The organism is Streptomyces sp. NPDC052773, from assembly GCF_044547145.1.
Lineage (GTDB): Bacteria > Actinomycetota > Actinomycetes > Streptomycetales > Streptomycetaceae > Streptomyces.
Window position 1 is genome coordinate 463784 of sequence record NZ_JBITZX010000001.1, and the last position, 14989, is coordinate 478772.

Consider the following 14989-nt stretch of genomic DNA (forward strand, 5'->3'; position numbering starts at 1 on the left):
TCCACGTACGGTGATCGGTGCTGCCCGTTGCCGCCGCGTTCACACGCAGGTCATCCCCGCTGCCAACCATCCAGAGCGAGCGGGGGGTTCGCGTCAGCGGCCGTCCGCGTCCACTGCCGACGCGTTCGCACTCGGGGAGACCGCGCCATGTCGCGCACACGCTCTGTCGCCAGCTCCGCCGTCCACGAGCCGGCGGTCCACCGCCGTGCCGTCCTCGCCACCGCCGCGGCCGTGTCGCTGTCCGCGGGAGTCGGCTACGCCCTGCGCCCCACCGACAGCACCGCGGCCACCGCGGGGCAGGCCCCGGCCGCCGTGGGGGAGGCCCCGGTCGCCGTCTCCCGCAGGGCGCCGCTCGCCCCCCTCGCCCCCTACACCCGCGGCACCACCCTCGCCGGCGTCGCCGCACCCGTGGGCGGCACCGGCGGATACCGCCGGCTCGGCGACGGCAAGGGCTGGCCGCGCGTCGTCCGCGACGACCTGGCCGCGCCCAAGTCCGGCCGCGAGGACCGGCGTACGGCGCTCGCGGCCTTCGTCCAGCTCACCGACCTGCACCTGATCGACGCCCAGCACCCGCTGCGGCTGGAGTTCCTGCGCTCGGCCGACGTGCACGCCTGGCGCCCGCAGGAACTGCTGACCGTGCACGGCGCGGTGTCGCTGGTCGAGCGGGTCAACGCGCTGCGCGGCGCGCCCGTCACCGGCGCCCCGCTGCACTTCGCGATGACCACCGGCGACAACACCGACAACAACGCCATGACCGAGCTGGAGTGGTTCCTCACCGTGCTCAGCGGGGGCCGGATCCGCCCCGACTCCGGTGACCCGCGCCGCTACGAGGGCGTCCAGAACAGTGGCCTCGTCCAGTACTGGCAGCCGGACTCCGCCGTCCGCGACGCCGACAAGCAGCGCGGCTTCCCGCGGCTGGAGGGGTTCCTCGCCGCCGCCACCCGCGAGGTGCACAGCCCCGGCCTCAACCTGCCCTGGTACTCGACGGTCGGCAACCACGACTCCCTCCCGCTGGGCTGCTACGGCCACGGCGACCCCTACCTCAGGGACTTCGCGGTGGGCGGCAAAAAGCTCATGGCCCTCTCCGCGACCGAGGCGAAGAAGCTCCAGGACGCCATCAAGAACGCCACGGACCCGCTGGGCGTCCGCTTCCGCGACCTGCTCAAGGCCCACGCCCGCGATCTGCGCCCCGTCACCCCGGACGAGCGGCGGGCGCCGTACACCGCCGCCGAGTACGTCAAGGCCCACCTCGACCCGGCGTACACGGGCATGGGCCCGGTCGGGCACGGCTACTCCACGGCGAACCTGGAGGCGGGCACCCAGTACTACAGCTTCCGCATCGCCGACGACGTGATCGGCATCAGCCTGGACACCACCGACCCCGGCGGCCACTACGCGGGTTCCATCGGCGCGGGGCAGCTGCGCTGGCTGGAGCGCACCCTGCGGCAGAACGAGGACTCCCACGCCGTCGTCTTCAGCCACCACACCAGCAAGACCATGAACAACACCCGCCCCGACCCGGCACGCCCGAACGAACGCCGGTACGGCGGCGCCGACGTGCTCGCCGTGCTGGGCCGCCACCGCAATGTGCTCGCCTGGATCAACGGCCACATCCACCGCAACGCGATCACCCCGCACCCCGGTCCGGGCGGCCGGTCCTTCTGGGAGGTCTCCACCGCCTCCCACGTGGACTTCCCGCAGCTCGCCCGTGTCGTCGAACTCACCGACAACAAGGACGGCACCCTGTCGGTGTTCACCACCATGGTCGAGTCCGCCGCCCCCCACCGCACCGACTTCACCGACCTCTCCCAGACCGGCCTGGCCGCCCTCTACCGCGAGCTGTCCTTCAACGCCCCGGGCGCCCGCACCGACCTCGCGGGGACCACTCGGGACCGCAACACCGAACTCCTCCTGAAGAAGGGCTGAACCCGGACGACACCGCCGGCACAGGAGGAGGGGCCGCCGGACGCACGGGCCCGGCGGCCCCCTCCTCTCCCCTCCTGGTGCGTAAGTCCTGGCGCGTAAGTCCTGGCGCGTAAGCGGTCCGTCACTACCGCGGCAGCACCACGACATACGCGGCCGGGTCCCGGTCCACCGACGCCATCAGCGCCGTACGCACGATCGTGGCCTGCTGTTCCAGGGACTCGCGGAGCTTGCGGGACGTGATGTACACGACCGTGATGCCGAGGCGCTCCAGCGTCTCCCGCTTGCGGGCGTACTCCGACCACATGGCGTCCTCGTCCTGGCGCGGGGCGCGGGTGTCGAGTTCGACGGCGACCGCGTGTTCCGGCCAGTAGGCGTCCAGGCCGCCGAGGCGGGGGCCGCCGGGCAGCCGCAGGTCGACGTTCCACACCGGGTCCGGCAGGCCGTACTCCCGCACCATCCGGTACAGCCGGTCCTCGGCGACGGCCCGTCCCTCGGCCAGCAGCGAGTCGACCGCGTCCATCAGGTGCGGGCGGGTGAGCAGCTTGGCCTGGGTCAGTTCGCGCACCACCGACGCCGGGTCGCAGTGGCCGCCGCGGACGGCCTCGGTGAGCAGCCGGCTCACCGCGCCCGGGTCGGACAGTTCCGCCACCGCGTCGGCGAGGGCGCGCGGGACCGGGGCGACGGGCAGGCCGGTCACCTGCTCGGGGGCGGGCAGCGCGGCGGTGCGCAGGACGCGGACGAAGCCCGTGGTGCGCAGGCGGCGCAGCCGGGGGACCAGGACGCAGATCTTCGCCAGGGCGGGCAGCGGCGGCGAGGAGGTGAAGCCGTGCAGGGTGAGGGCCGCCAGACCCGTGATCACCGCGTCCTTGTAGGCGGGGCGGTGCGGATGGGGCTCCGCGGCGCCCGGCTGGGACGGCACCGCCGGGGCCGCGGTCTCCCGGGCCGCGTACGTCAGCGCCGCGTGCAGCCGCTCCTCGCTGGTCGGGGGGCCCGGGTGCAGGACGTAGACACCGGGGAGCAGCTGCTGCCAGGGGCCGCCGGGGCGGCACTGCTCGGCCAGTTCGGCGGGGGAGATGCCGTGGGCGCGCAGCTGAGCGGTCGTCAGGACCCGGCGGGTGCCCTCGGCGGTGTGACGCGGGAGGCGGGGGGAGAGCGGGGTGTTGTGGGTCATGTCCCGGGGATTCCCGAGGTCGATCGGTCCTTTAACCGCTGTTACACGCTCGTCGACAAATCCGGACAAGACCGCGCTAAAGGACGGATGTTCGGATGCCGATCAGGCACCGAAAACCCCTGGTCCGAACGAGGGTGGACCAGGGGTTACGGCTGTGCTTGCCCGAATTTCGTAACGGTCACCTACGGCCCAGGCTCAGGCCAAAGGTGAGGGGGTGCGGGCTCAGCCCGCCGCCGCGTCGCACTCCTGCCCGCGCAGCGCCCGCGCCAGGTCGTCCCGCGCCTCCAGCACCAGCCGCCGCAGCGCCGGCGGCGCGTCCTCGTGGGCCGCGAGCCACGCGTCCGTCGCCGCCAGCGTCGCGGGGGAGTCCTGCAGCGCCGGGAACAGGCCCCGCACCACGTCCATGCCGATCTGGATGGACCGCTCCGCCCACACCCGCTCGATCGCCGCGAAGTACTTCTCCGCGTACGGCGCGAGCAGCGCCCGCTGCGACGGCTGTGCGAAGCCGTTGATGGTCGCCTCCACCAGCGCGTTCGACAGCGCGTCCGACTCCACGACCTGCGCCCACGCCTGCGCCTTCACCACCGCCGACGGACGGGCCGCCAGGCACCGCACCTGGTGGCGCTTGCCGGACGCGGTGTCGTCGCGGGCCAGTTCGGCCAGGAGCACCGACCCGTCGATCGCCCCGTGCGCGGCCAGCGGCTCCAGGAACGCCCAGCGCAGCTCCTGGTCCACGTCCAGCCCGTCGACCTTCTCGGTGCCGTCCAGCAGCGCCTTCAGCAGCTCCAGATCCGCGCTGCCGGACGCCGTCGTGGCGAAGAACCGCGCCCATGCCAGCTGGTTCTCGCTGCCCGGCTCGGCCGCCCGCAGCTCGCGCAGGGCGCCGTCCGCCAGCAGCCGCTCGCCCCGCTCGCGCCAGGCCGGGGCCGCGTAGTGGACCAGCGCCGACCTCGCCCACGCGTGCAGCATCTGCAGCACACCGATGTCCGACTCGCGGCCCGCGAACCGCAGCACCAGGTCCACGAAGTCCCGGGCGGGCAGCAGCGCGTCCCTTGTCATGTTCCACAGCGCCGACCAGCACAGGGCACGCGCGAGCGGGTCGGTCACCGCGCCCAGGTGCGCGCGCAGCGTCGCCAGGGACGTCTCGTCGAACCGCGTCTTGCAGTACGTCAGGTCGTCGTCGTTGACCAGCACCAGCTCCGGCGCCTCCGCGCCCGCCAGCTCCGCCACGACCGTACGCGGACCGTCGACGTCCGTCTCGACCTGCGTGTACCGCTCCAGCGCCCCGTCGTCGTTACGCCGGTACAGGCCCACCGCGACCCGGTGCGGGCGCAGCTCGGGGTGGGACTCCGCGGCCTCCTGCACGACCGCCAGTTCCGCGATGCGCCCCTCGCCGTCCAGCACCACCTGCGGGGTCAGCGAGTTCACGCCCGCCGTCTGGAGCCAGGAGCGCGCCCACGCGCCCATGTCCCGGCCGGACGTCTCCTCCAGCACCGACAGCAGGTCACCGAGGCGCGTGTTGCCGTAGGCGTGCCGCTTGAAGTAGCGCCGCGCGCCCTCCAGGAAGGCGTCCTGGCCGACGTACGCCACGAGCTGCTTGAGCACCGAGGCGCCCTTGGCGTAGGTGATGCCGTCGAAGTTGAGCTTCGCGTCCTGGAGGTCGCGGATGTCGGCGGTGATGGGGTGCGTGGAGGGCAGCTGGTCGGCCCGGTACGCCCACGCCTTGCGGCGGTTGGCGAAGGTGATCCAGCCGTCCTTGAAACGGGTCGCGCCGACCAGCGAGAACGCGCCCATGAAGTCGGCGAAGGACTCCTTCAGCCACAGGTCGTCCCACCACTCCATGGTGACCAGGTCGCCGAACCACATGTGCGCCATCTCGTGCAGGATCACGTTGGCGCGGCCCTCGTAGGACGCCTGCGTCACCTTGCCGCGGAAGATGAACTCCTCGCGGAAGGTCACCAGTCCCGGGTTCTCCATCGCGCCCAGGTTGTACTCGGGCACGAACGCCTGGTCGTACTTGCCGAACGGGTACGGGTAGTCGAAGTGGTCGTGGAAGAAGTCCAGGCCCTGCTTGGTGACCAGGAAGACGTCGTCCGCGTCGAAGTAGGGGGCGAGCCCCTTGCGGCACATCGCGCCCAGCGGGATCTCCAGCCGCGTCCCGTCCTTCAGGAGCCGCTCGTAGGAGTCCGTGACGTAGTGGTACGGGCCCGCCACCACGCACGTGATGTACGTCGAGATCGGCTTGGTCTCCGCGAACCGCCACACGCCGTCGGTGCGTTCGCCGGCGCCGTTGCTCCACACCGTCCACTCCTCGGGCGCCCGCACCTCGAAGCGGAACGGGGCCTTGAGGTCGGGCTGCTCGAAGTTGGCGAAGACGCGGCGCGCGTCGGCCGGCTCGTACTGCGTGTACAGGTAGACCTCGCCGTCCTCCGGGTCGACGAAGCGGTGCAGGCCCTCGCCGGTGCGGGAGTAGGCGCACTGGGCGTCCACGATCAGCTCGTTGTCGGCGGCCAGGTCCTCCAGCAGGATCCGGGAGCCGTCGAAGACCTCGCTGGGGTCGAGGTCGCGGCCGTTGAGGCAGACCGCCGTCACGCTCGGCGCGATCAGGTCCGCGAAGCTCGACGCGCCCGGCTCCGCGCAGCGGAAGCGGATCGTGGTGACCGAGCGGAAGGTGCGCGGGCCGTCGCCGGCGTGGTCCCCGACGGCGGAGCGCACGTCGAGGGAGACCTCGTAGCCGTCGACGGACAGCAGCGCGGCCCGCTCCCGGGCCTCGTCGCGGGACAGATTCTCACCGGGCACGGGCGGCACTCCCTCGTACTCGTACGTCATGGCTGCGGCTGAACAGGACCGATCCTGCCATGTGCCCCTGACGCGGGGCAGCAGGGAATGAGCGGGGACGGCGGCGGCGTTGTACCGGTGTTGCCCCGGGAAACCACCGCTTCATGAGGAGAGACATGTCGCAGAAGACCCCCGTCGACTTCTGGTTCGACCCGCTGTGCCCCTGGGCCTGGATGACCTCCCGGTGGGTGCTGGAGGTCGAGAAGGTCCGGGACATCGAGGTCCGCTGGCATGTGATGAGCCTCGCCGTGCTGAACGAGGACAAGCTCGACGAGGTGGACGAGGAGTACCGGGAGCTGATGAGGACCACCGCCTGGGGTCCCGTCCGCGTCGCCATCGCCGCCCAGGAGGAGCACGGCGCCCACGTGCTCGGCGACCTCTACACCGCCCTCGGCACCCGCATCCACAACGAGGGCATGGGCGCGGAGAAGGAGGCGGTCGCCGCCGCCCTGCGCGACACCGGACTGCCCGAGTCGCTGATGGACCACTGGGACGACACCCCGTACGAGGAGCAGCTGCGCGCCTCTCACAAGGAGGGCATCGAGAAGGTCGGCCAGGAGGTCGGCACCCCGATCATCGCGGTGCCCGGCGCCGACGGCGAGCAGATCGCCTTCTTCGGCCCGGTCGTCACCCCCACGCCGAAGGGCGAGGAGGCCGCCCGCCTGTGGGACGGCACCCTCGCCGTGGCCTCGGTCCCCGGCTTCTACGAGATCAAGCGCACCCGCACCAAGGGCCCGGACTTCAGCAACCTCTGATCCGTCAGTCCGCGTCGCGGGCGATGCGCGCCAGGTCCGGGAAGTCCGTCACCACCGCGTCCACGCCCAGCGCGTAGTGCAGCGCGTACTCCGCGAACGCGTCACCGAAGTCGGTCGCCGTCGCCGAGCGGCGCAGGGCGGCCGGCAGGTACTGGTTCTCCGCGCGGAAGGTGTACGGGCCGATCCGCAGGCCCGCCGCACGGGCGTCCGCCACCAGCGGGGTGGGGGCGCCCGTGCCGTCCGGGTTCACCGCCAGCACCGAGGACTTGTCCGGCCCGATCCAGTCCGCGTAGCGGGCGATGCGGGCCAGCCCGGCCGGCGTCATCATGTCCTTGTACGTCGTCGGATCCCCGGCCGAGACCAGGTCGTACGGCCCGCCCGTGGTGCCCAGCGCCTGCCACAGCGGCACCCCGAGCCCCTCGTCGGCGATCCGGCGCAGGCTGGTCGGCTCGAAGGACTGCACGACGCACTCGTGCGGCCCCAGCCGGTTGCGCCGGACGGCCTGGGCCAGCTTCGGCTCCAGGGGCAGGCCGAGGGAGCGGAAGTACGTCGGGTGCTTGGTCTCCGGGAACACGGCGATCGTCCGGCCGTACGCCTTCGACAGTCGTCGGGCGAGGTCCACGACCTCCTGGAAGGTCAGCACCCGCTCCCGGCCGTCGAAGACGGTGTTGCGGTTGCGGACCTGGGGCAGGCGTTCCACCGCCCGTAACGTCCTCAGCTCCGCGAGGGTGAAGTCCTCGGTGAACCAGCCGGTCACCGACCGCCCGTCCACCGTCTTCGTGGTGCGGCGGTCCGCGAACTCCGGGTGCGCGGCCACGTCGGTGGTCTGCGAGATCTCGTTCTCGTGCCGCACCACCAGCACGTGGTCCTTGGTCGGCACGAGGTCCGGTTCGATCCAGTCGGCGCCGGTCTGCACGGCGTACGTGTAGGAGGCGGCCGTGTGCTCGGGCCGCCACCCGGCCGCGCCCCGGTGCCCGATGACCAGCGGGCGGCGCGGCCTCCCGGCCGCGTGCGCGGCCCGGGCCCCCGGGAGGGCGGTGGTGGCCGCCGCCGCGAGCAGCAGCGACCGTCTTCTCATCGGCAGTCGTCTCGTCGGCATCCGACTCCCTTTCCGTGTACGGCGATTGGGTTCACGGCGGTTGGGTTCACGGCGGTTCCGTTCACATGGGTTCCGTTCACATGCGTGCGCGGGCCCGCGCCTCGGTCAGCCGGGCCAGGTGCTCCTCGTAACCCTTCGCGTAGTACGCCGCCCGGTCCGGGTCCGGCTCGACGACCGCCGCCGGCCGGGACCACCCGGCGGCGTCCAGGCGCACCCCGTGCCGCTCCGCCGCCGCGAGCACCGCGCCGCGCGCGCCCACCTCTCCCTCGACGACCCGCAGCGGCCGGCCGAGCACGTCGGCCAGCAGTCGTGTCCACGCGGCGCTGCGGGTGCCGCCGCCGCACACCGCGAGCGAACCGGTCAGCCCCGCCGCCTCCAGACAGTGCCGGGCCGCGTACCCGATGCCCTCGCAGGTCGCGCGGACCAGGTCGCCGCGGGTCGACTCCAGGCTGACCCCGGTGAGTTCGGCGCGCAGCCGGGGCTCCACGAAGGGAGCGCGCTCACCGGACGGGGCGAAGTACGGCAGGACGCGGACCCCGTGCGCGCCGGGCGGGGTCGCGTCGAGCAGTCCGTCCACCTCCGCGTGCCTGACGCCGGTGGTCGACAGCACCCAGTCCAGCGCCGCCGTGCCGACCATGGCGGGCATCGCGCGCAGCCAGTGGCCGGGCCGGTCGGTGGAGATGTACAGGCCGGCCGGTTCGCCGCTCAGATCCAGGTCGGTGGTGGCCACCAGCGCCGCCAGACAGGTGCCCACGATCAGCAGCCCGTCCCCCGGCGCGGTGACCCCCGCGCCCAGCGCGCTCGCCGGCAGGTCGTACGGCCCGTTCGCGATCGGCGTCCCCGCCGGCAGGCCCTCGCGGGCGGTCGCCGTGGCCGCCGGATCGCTGACCGGGGCGAGCAGCCGGCGGCGGTGGGTGAGGCCCAGCAGTTCCACGACCCGGTTGTCGTAGGCGCGCGTGCGCGGGTCGAGGAACGGCATCGACGCGTCCGAGACATCGGTGGCCGCCGGAGCCCCCGTCAGCCGCCGGAACACCATGTCCTTGCAGTACAGGGCGGTCGCGGCGGCGTCCAGGGCGGCCGGCTCACGGCGGTCGAACCAGGCCAGCAGCGGGCCCGGGCAGCCCGGGAACATGGCGCTGCCGGTGCGCCGGAACACCGCCTCGAAGGTGCCGTCGGCCAGCCACCGGTCGAGCAGTTCGTGCGCCCGCCCGTCCATCCAGGAGGCCGCCGCGCGCACCGGGCGGCCCTCCGCGTCCACCAGCCACACCCCGTCGCCCTGCCCGGTCAGCCCCGCCAACGTCACCGGCTCGTCCACCCGCGCGGTCAGCGCGTCCAGCACCTCGACGACCGCCGCGTACACCTCCTCCATGTCCTGCTCGACGAACCCGCCGCGCAGCGCCAGACGCACCGGACGGGACTCGACGGCCAGCTCCCGCCCCGCCTCGTCGAAGGCGGCGGCCTTCACCACGGACGTGCCCACATCGATACCGACGTACATGTGGCCTCCTGGAAATCCCGTCAGGTCAGACAGTGCGCCAGCGGCTCCCCGCGCGCCCAGCGCCCCACCTCGGCCGCCGCGATCCGCGCGGCCTTCTCGGCGACCGCCCGGCTCGCGCCGCCCAGATGCGGGGTCAGCACCAGCCGGTCCGCGAACCCGTACAGCGGGGAATCCGGCGGCAGCGGCTCGCGCCCGTAGGTGTCCAGCGCCGCCGCCGACACCCGCCCGCTCGCCAGCGCCGCGCACAGCGCGTCCTCGTCCAGCAGCGGGCCGCGCGCCGCGTTCACCACCACCGCGCCCTCGGGCAGCAGCGCCAGCTCGCGTGCGCCGAGCAGACCGCGGGTCTCGTCGGTGAGCCGGGCGTGCAGACTGACCACCCGGGAGCGGCGCAGCAGCTCGTCGAGGGAGGCGACCCGCAGACCGTGGATCTCGCCGCGCACATACGGGTCGTACACCATCACCTGCGCGCCGAACGCGCACAGCACCCGCGCCACCCGGCTGCCCACCGCCCCGTAGCCGACCAGCCCGACCGGCAGGTCCTCCAGCTCCAGGCCCGCGCGGTCGTACGTGTAGTAGGCGGCGCCCTCCCAACTGCCCCGCCCGGCCAGCGGGATGTGCGCCTGCGGGATGCGGCGCAGGGCCGCCAGCATCAGGCCGACGGTGAACTCGGCGGTGGCGGCGGCGTTGCGGCCGGGCGCGTAACACACCCGCACCTCACGGGACTTCGCGGCGTCGAGGTTGACGTTCACCGGGCCGCCCCGGCACACCACGACCAGCCGCAGCTGCGGTGCGGCGGCCAGGACCCGTTCGGTGACCGGGCCCATCTGCGTGACCAGCACCTCGCGGCCGTCGCCCAGGGCTTCGATCAGCTCGTCCTCCGCGTCGCTGGCCTCCCGCACCTCCGCCACCGCGCCGAACGGCTCCAGCGGCCAGCCGAGCCGCACCTCCCGCACATCCGCCGGATGCTCGTGCCGCACCGCGTCGGCGATCAGCGACGGCAGCACGAAGTGGTCACCGGCGGCGAGCACACGGACCGGGTCTGAGGTCATCGCTGGGACTCTCCTGTCTCGGCGTCGAAGACATGGGTGAGGCGGGGGTCGGCGGTCAGCCGTACCCGTTCGTCGTGGGCGAGCCGTACGTCCGGGCCGGTCAGGACGGTGACGGGCCGGTCGACGCCCGCGAGGGTGAGGGTGGCGAGGCCCGACTCCAGCAGCGGCTCGTGGGCCAGCACGCGGGCGGGCAGCCCGTCGGCACCGGTCAGCGACAGGTCCTCCGGACGAACGCCGACGACCAGCTCACGGCCGCCCTCCACCCGCACCGGCAGCGGCAGCTCCAGCGCGTCGGCGAGGCGGGCGGCGCGGCCGTCGGCGGTGGCCGTGGCGGGCAGCAGGTTGATCGCGGGCTCGCCGACGAAGTCCGCGACGAAGACGGTGGCCGGGTGGTCGTAGATCTCGTACGGGGTGCCGAGCTGCTGGATCACCCCGTCCTTCATCACGGCGATCCGGTCGGCGAGCGACAGCGCCTCCTCCTGGTCGTGCGTGACCAGGATCGTGGTGTGCCCCAGATCGCGCTGGATGCGCTTGAGTTCGCGGCGGGTGGTGTCGCGCTGGGCCGCGTCCAGGTGGGAGAGGGGCTCGTCGAGGAGGAGGACGTCGGGCTCGCGGATCAGGGCGCGGGCCAGGGCGACGCGCTGCTTCTGCCCGCTGGACAGGCCGGCCGGGCGGGCGTCCAGGATGTCCGTCAGCCCGATGCGCTCCGCCATCTCGCGGACCCTGCGGTCCACGTCCCCCCGGCGGCCCCGCGCCCGCAGCCCGAACGCCAGGTTCTCCGCGACGGTCAGCGGCGGATACAGCGCGTAGTTCTCGAACGCGACGCCGATGTTGCGCCGCTGCGCGGGCCGGTCCGTCACCGACGCCCCGCCGACCAGGATGTCCCCGCCGGTCACCGCCTCCAGACCGGCGATCATCCGCAGGGTGGTGGACTTGCCGCAGCCCGACGGGCCGAGCAGCCCCAGCAGTTCCCCGGAGCGCAGGGCCAGGTCGAGGCCGCGCACCGCGTCGACCGGGGGCCGGCCGCGCGAGCGGTAGGTCTTGCGCAGGTCACGTAACTCCAGCTCGGTCATCCGCGGCGCCCTTCGTCGTGCAGACCTCGTAGCGGACCTGGTGTTCGTCCAGGTCGCGCAGCGCCCCGGCCGAGGCCCCGTCGTCGACCAGCAGCAGGTCGAAACGGGACAGCGGCGCGACGCGGTGCAGGGCGACCCGGCCCAGCTTGGTGTGGTCGATCAGCAGGACGTTGCGGGCGGCGGAGTCGAGCATCGCCCGCTTCACGGACACGATGTGCTGCTCCTGGTGCCACACGTGCCCGGCGTGCACGCCCGAGGTGGAGGCGAAGCAGACGTCCACCCGCAGCTGCTGCACCGCCTCGACGCAGGAGACCCCGAGGAAGGACGAGTGCAGCGGGTCGTAGTCGCCGCCGAGCGCCATCAGATGGACGCCCCGCCGGCCCGCCAGCAGGTTGATCGCCTCCAGGAAGTTGGTGACGACCGTCAGCGGGGTGATCTCGCCGAGGCGTAGCCGCCGGGCTATCTCCAGGGTGGTGGTGGAGTCGTCCAGCAGGATCGCCATGCCGGGCTCGATCAGCCGCATCGCCCGGTCGGCGACGGCCGCCTTCTCGGCCCGCATGGTCTTCAGCCGGTACTGCACGTTCGACTCGAACACCCCGGACGGCTGCGCGGTCACCCCGCCCCGGAACTTGCGGACGATGCCCTGCCGGGCCAGCTCGTCCAGGTCCCGGTGGATGGTCATCAGGCTCACCCCGAACCGCTCCGCCAGCTCCGCCGCGGTCGCCGACCCCTCGGCGAGGACGTGCTCGGCCAGGGCGGCCTGCCGGGCCGCCGGTCCCTGAAACGCGTGGTTGCCGCTCATCGTGTCCCGATCCGTCGTCCTGGGCGTCCGGGCCGGTCGGCCTCGAACAGCAGCAGGCTCTCAGGCCGGACGGACAGCCGTACCGGATCGTCGGGGCGCAGCCCCGCGGCCTCGGCGCGCGAGGCGACCAGGGACACCTGCGCCGCCCCCACCCGGACCGTCACCTCCACCGAGCGGCCGAGGACTTCGGTGACGTAGACACTGCCGGACAGCTCGAGGCCCGGGCCGCCGCCCAGCCGCAGGTCCCGGGGCCGCACCCCGATCTGCGCCGCGCCGCGCGCGTGAGCCGCCACGGGCAGCCGCACGGCACCGTCCGGCGAGCGGAACACCCCGTCCTCGACCGTCCCGGACAGCAGATTGATCCGCGGCCGGCCGAACGCCCGCGCCACCTCCGTGTCCTGGGGCCGGTACCAGATGTCCTCCCGCGTCCCCGTCTGCACGATCCGCCCGTTACGGATCACCCCGATCCGGTCGCCGAGCGCCAGCGCCTCCACCGCGTCGTGGGTGACGTACAGCGTGGTGGTGCGCCGCACCGCCCCGATCGCCTTCAGCTCGGCCCGCATCTGCTGGCGCAGCTTGGCGTCGAGGTGGGACAGCGGCTCGTCGAGCAGGAAGGCACGGGCCGGCCGGACCAGCACCCGCCCCAGGGCGACCCGCTGCCGCTGCCCGTTGGACAACTGGCCCACGGGCCGGTCCAGCAGGCCGCCGATGCCGAGGAGTTCCGCCACCTCGCCGATCCGCCGACGCGCCTCGGCGGGCGGGAGGCGGTGGCGGGGGGAGCGCAGCGGGGAGGCGAGGTTGTCGTAGGCCGACTTGTGCGGGTAGAGGGCGTAGCTCTCGAAGCACATCGCCACGCCCCGGTCGTAGGGCTCGACGCCCCGCATGTCCTCGCCGCCGATCTCGACCGTGCCCGCGTCGGGCTGTTCGAGCCCGGCGACGGTCTTCAGCGTGGTCGTCTTGCCCGCGCCGGAGGGGCCGAGGAGGCAGAAGAACTCGCCTTCCGCGACCTCCAGATCGAGCCCGTCGAGGGCGGTGGTCTTCCCGTACGTCTTGCGGACCGCGGCCAGTCTGATCATGGTCATGACTTCACCGCCCCGAAGGACAGCCCCCGCACCAGGTAGCGCTGGATCAGCAGCGCCAGCAGCAGCGGCGGTACGACGGAGATCAGCGCGGCGGCGGCCGTCAGGTTGTACTTGGGGCGGTCGCCGCCGAGGAAGGACAGCGCGCCCACGGTCACGGTCTGCGCCTCGTTGGAGGTGAGGATGAGCGGGAAGACGAAGTTGTTCCAGGCGAAGATGAACGCCAGCAGGGACACGGCCGCGATCCCCGGTCTGACCAGCGGGAGCGCCACCCGGAAGAAGGCCTGCTTGCGGGTGTAGCCGTCGAGGAGCGCCGCCTGCTCCAGCTCGGGCGTGAGGTCGGCGAAGTACGACCGCATGATCCACACGATCAGCGGGAGGGTGACCAGCTGGAGCACCCACACCATGCCGACGTACGTGTCGAACAGCCCCAGCTCCTGGTACAGCACGAACAGCGGGATGATCACGGTGAGTTCGGGCGCGAACCGGAACGACAGCAGCGTGAACATCAGGTTGTCGGAGCCCTTGAACCGCCACCGCGCCGAGGCGTACGCGGCCGGCAGCCCCACCAGCAGCGACAGCGCGACCGCGCCCAGCGACACCACCAGGCTGTTGACGAAGAACCGGGTGAACGGGATGCCCTCGCTGTCGCCGAGGACCGTCCGGTAGGAGTCGAGGGTGGGGGAGAAGGAGAAGTAGGTGGAGAACAGCTGGTCGGCGGGTTTCAGCGAGAGGATCACCATCCAGGCGATCGGGAACAGCGCGAAGACGAAGTAGAGGACGAGGGCGGCGTCCGCGAGCAGGCCCGGCCACCGGCGTTTCACTTGGTCACCTCCGCGGCCCGGCGCTGGATCCGCCCCAGATGCCGTACGAGCAGCATCGCGGCGAGATAGACCACGGCCCACAGCACGACCGTGTAGCTGATGCCGAACGAGTAGCGCTGGAAGCGGATCGCCTCCAGGTACGCCCGGATCTGGATCACCACCGTGGAGTCGCCGGGGCCGCCTTCGGTGAGGGCGTAGATGATGTCGAACACCTTCAGCGAGTCCATGAACCGGAAGATCAGCGCCACCAGGACGTACGGCCACAGCATGGGCAGCGTCAGCCGCCGGAACGTGTACCACCAGCCCGCCCCGTCCACGGCCGCCGCCTCGAACGGGGAGGCGGGCAGGGACCGCAGCCCGGCCAGCGCGAGGATCGCGACGAACGGGGTGTAGACCCACACGTCCACGGCGATCGACGACAGCAGCGCGCCCGTCGGGGTGTCCGTCCACTGCACATCGCCCAGCCCGAACGGTTTCAGCAGGTGGTTCACCACCCCCACCGACGGCTGGAGCATCAGCTTCCAGATGATCGCGGCGATCACCGGGGCGATCATCAGCGGCAGGATCAGGATCTTCTCCAGCACCCGCCCGACCAGCGAGGACCGGTTCAGCAGCAGGGCCACCGCGACACCGAGCACGGTCTCGAACCCGGCCGCCCCGACCGCGTACAGCACCGTCACCCACGCCGAGTTCCAGAACGACTCCTCGGTGAAGACGGTCCGGTAGTTGTCGAGGCCGACCATGTCCGGCTGCGGTTTGCTCGCCGCGAAGTCGAAGACCGTGTAGTACAGGCCGAGCCCGAACGGGTAGAGGATGCCGCAGGTCAGCAGCAGTGCCGGGACGATCAGGAGATAGGGGCGCAGCGCCTGCCGCAT

Annotated in this window: 12 protein-coding genes; 2 read left to right on the forward strand and 10 right to left on the reverse strand. The window is 72.7% G+C overall.

The genetic code is table 11. The annotated features are described in order from the left end of the window. Window positions 1-147: 147 nt before the first annotated feature. Window positions 148-1926 carry a TIGR03767 family metallophosphoesterase gene (locus ACIG0D_RS02220; protein WP_399795727.1) on the forward strand — a complete coding sequence of 593 codons (1779 nt, stop codon included), beginning with the start codon at window positions 148-150 and terminating at the stop codon, window positions 1924-1926. Window positions 1927-2050: 124 nt separating this feature from the next. On the opposite strand, the gene ACIG0D_RS02225 is transcribed toward ACIG0D_RS02220, so the two are convergent. Further along, window positions 2051-3097, reverse strand: coding sequence for a hypothetical protein (locus tag ACIG0D_RS02225; RefSeq protein ID WP_399795728.1), 1047 nt, complete (start codon window positions 3095-3097; stop codon window positions 2051-2053). A gap of 222 nt (window positions 3098-3319) precedes the next feature. Further along, entirely contained in the window at window positions 3320-5896 is a 2577-nt protein-coding gene (gene pepN / locus ACIG0D_RS02230) for an aminopeptidase N (RefSeq protein ID WP_399796340.1), read from the reverse strand. Window positions 5897-6051: 155 nt separating this feature from the next. Between pepN and ACIG0D_RS02235 the strand changes: the two genes are divergently transcribed. Further along, complete coding sequence (locus tag ACIG0D_RS02235; RefSeq protein ID WP_399795729.1) at window positions 6052-6690, forward strand: DsbA family protein; 639 nt, start codon at window positions 6052-6054, stop codon at window positions 6688-6690. 4 nt (window positions 6691-6694) lie between these two features. On the opposite strand, the gene ACIG0D_RS02240 is transcribed toward ACIG0D_RS02235, so the two are convergent. From ACIG0D_RS02240 to ACIG0D_RS02275, 8 genes are all read right to left on the reverse strand, one after another. Further along, complete coding sequence (locus ACIG0D_RS02240; RefSeq protein ID WP_399795732.1) at window positions 6695-7789, reverse strand: glycerophosphodiester phosphodiesterase family protein; 1095 nt, start codon at window positions 7787-7789, stop codon at window positions 6695-6697. Window positions 7790-7865: 76 nt separating this feature from the next. Further along, a complete protein-coding gene (locus tag ACIG0D_RS02245; protein ID WP_399795734.1) occupies window positions 7866-9287 on the reverse strand; it encodes an FGGY family carbohydrate kinase in 1422 nt (473 codons plus the stop codon). Between the two features lie 20 nt (window positions 9288-9307). Continuing rightward, window positions 9308-10336 (reverse strand): 2-hydroxyacid dehydrogenase, encoded by a 1029-nt coding sequence (locus tag ACIG0D_RS02250; protein ID WP_399795736.1) that lies wholly within the window; start codon window positions 10334-10336, stop codon window positions 9308-9310. Further along, the gene (locus tag ACIG0D_RS02255; protein ID WP_399795738.1) at window positions 10333-11409 is read right to left on the reverse strand and encodes an ABC transporter ATP-binding protein; all 1077 of its coding nucleotides are present in this window, start codon (window positions 11407-11409) and stop codon (window positions 10333-10335) included. Before ACIG0D_RS02255 ends, ACIG0D_RS02250 begins: the two co-directional genes overlap by 4 nt. Continuing rightward, window positions 11387-12211, reverse strand: coding sequence for a DeoR/GlpR family DNA-binding transcription regulator (locus tag ACIG0D_RS02260; protein ID WP_399795740.1), 825 nt, complete (start codon window positions 12209-12211; stop codon window positions 11387-11389). The genes ACIG0D_RS02255 and ACIG0D_RS02260 overlap by 23 nt, the downstream gene beginning before the upstream one ends. Next, window positions 12208-13293: an ABC transporter ATP-binding protein gene (locus ACIG0D_RS02265; RefSeq protein ID WP_399795741.1), complete on the reverse strand. Its 1086-nt coding sequence runs from the start codon at window positions 13291-13293 to the stop codon at window positions 12208-12210. The genes ACIG0D_RS02260 and ACIG0D_RS02265 overlap by 4 nt, the downstream gene beginning before the upstream one ends. After that, window positions 13290-14114: a carbohydrate ABC transporter permease gene (locus ACIG0D_RS02270; protein WP_399795743.1), complete on the reverse strand. Its 825-nt coding sequence runs from the start codon at window positions 14112-14114 to the stop codon at window positions 13290-13292. The genes ACIG0D_RS02265 and ACIG0D_RS02270 overlap by 4 nt, the downstream gene beginning before the upstream one ends. Next, on the reverse strand, window positions 14111-14989 hold the full coding sequence (locus ACIG0D_RS02275) for a carbohydrate ABC transporter permease (RefSeq protein WP_399795745.1): 879 nt from the start codon (window positions 14987-14989) through the stop codon (window positions 14111-14113). The genes ACIG0D_RS02270 and ACIG0D_RS02275 overlap by 4 nt, the downstream gene beginning before the upstream one ends.

Bases quoted from the DNA above. Each gene is read 5' to 3' on its own strand.
- ACIG0D_RS02220 (WP_399795727.1), top strand. From the start codon at position 148: ATGTCGCGCACACGCTCTGTCGCCAGCTCCGCCGTCCACGAGCCGGCG.
- ACIG0D_RS02265 (WP_399795741.1), bottom strand. From the start codon at position 13,293: ATGACCATGATCAGACTGGCCGCGGTCCGCAAGACGTACGGGAAGACC.
- ACIG0D_RS02255 (WP_399795738.1), bottom strand. From the start codon at position 11,409: ATGACCGAGCTGGAGTTACGTGACCTGCGCAAGACCTACCGCTCGCGC.
- ACIG0D_RS02250 (WP_399795736.1), bottom strand. From the start codon at position 10,336: ATGACCTCAGACCCGGTCCGTGTGCTCGCCGCCGGTGACCACTTCGTG.
- ACIG0D_RS02260 (WP_399795740.1), bottom strand. From the start codon at position 12,211: ATGAGCGGCAACCACGCGTTTCAGGGACCGGCGGCCCGGCAGGCCGCC.
- ACIG0D_RS02275 (WP_399795745.1), bottom strand. From the start codon at position 14,989: ATGCGGCAGGCGCTGCGCCCCTATCTCCTGATCGTCCCGGCACTGCTG.
- ACIG0D_RS02245 (WP_399795734.1), bottom strand. From the start codon at position 9,287: ATGTACGTCGGTATCGATGTGGGCACGTCCGTGGTGAAGGCCGCCGCC.
- ACIG0D_RS02240 (WP_399795732.1), bottom strand. From the start codon at position 7,789: ATGCCGACGAGACGACTGCCGATGAGAAGACGGTCGCTGCTGCTCGCG.
- ACIG0D_RS02235 (WP_399795729.1), top strand. From the start codon at position 6,052: ATGTCGCAGAAGACCCCCGTCGACTTCTGGTTCGACCCGCTGTGCCCC.
- ACIG0D_RS02225 (WP_399795728.1), bottom strand. From the start codon at position 3,097: ATGACCCACAACACCCCGCTCTCCCCCCGCCTCCCGCGTCACACCGCC.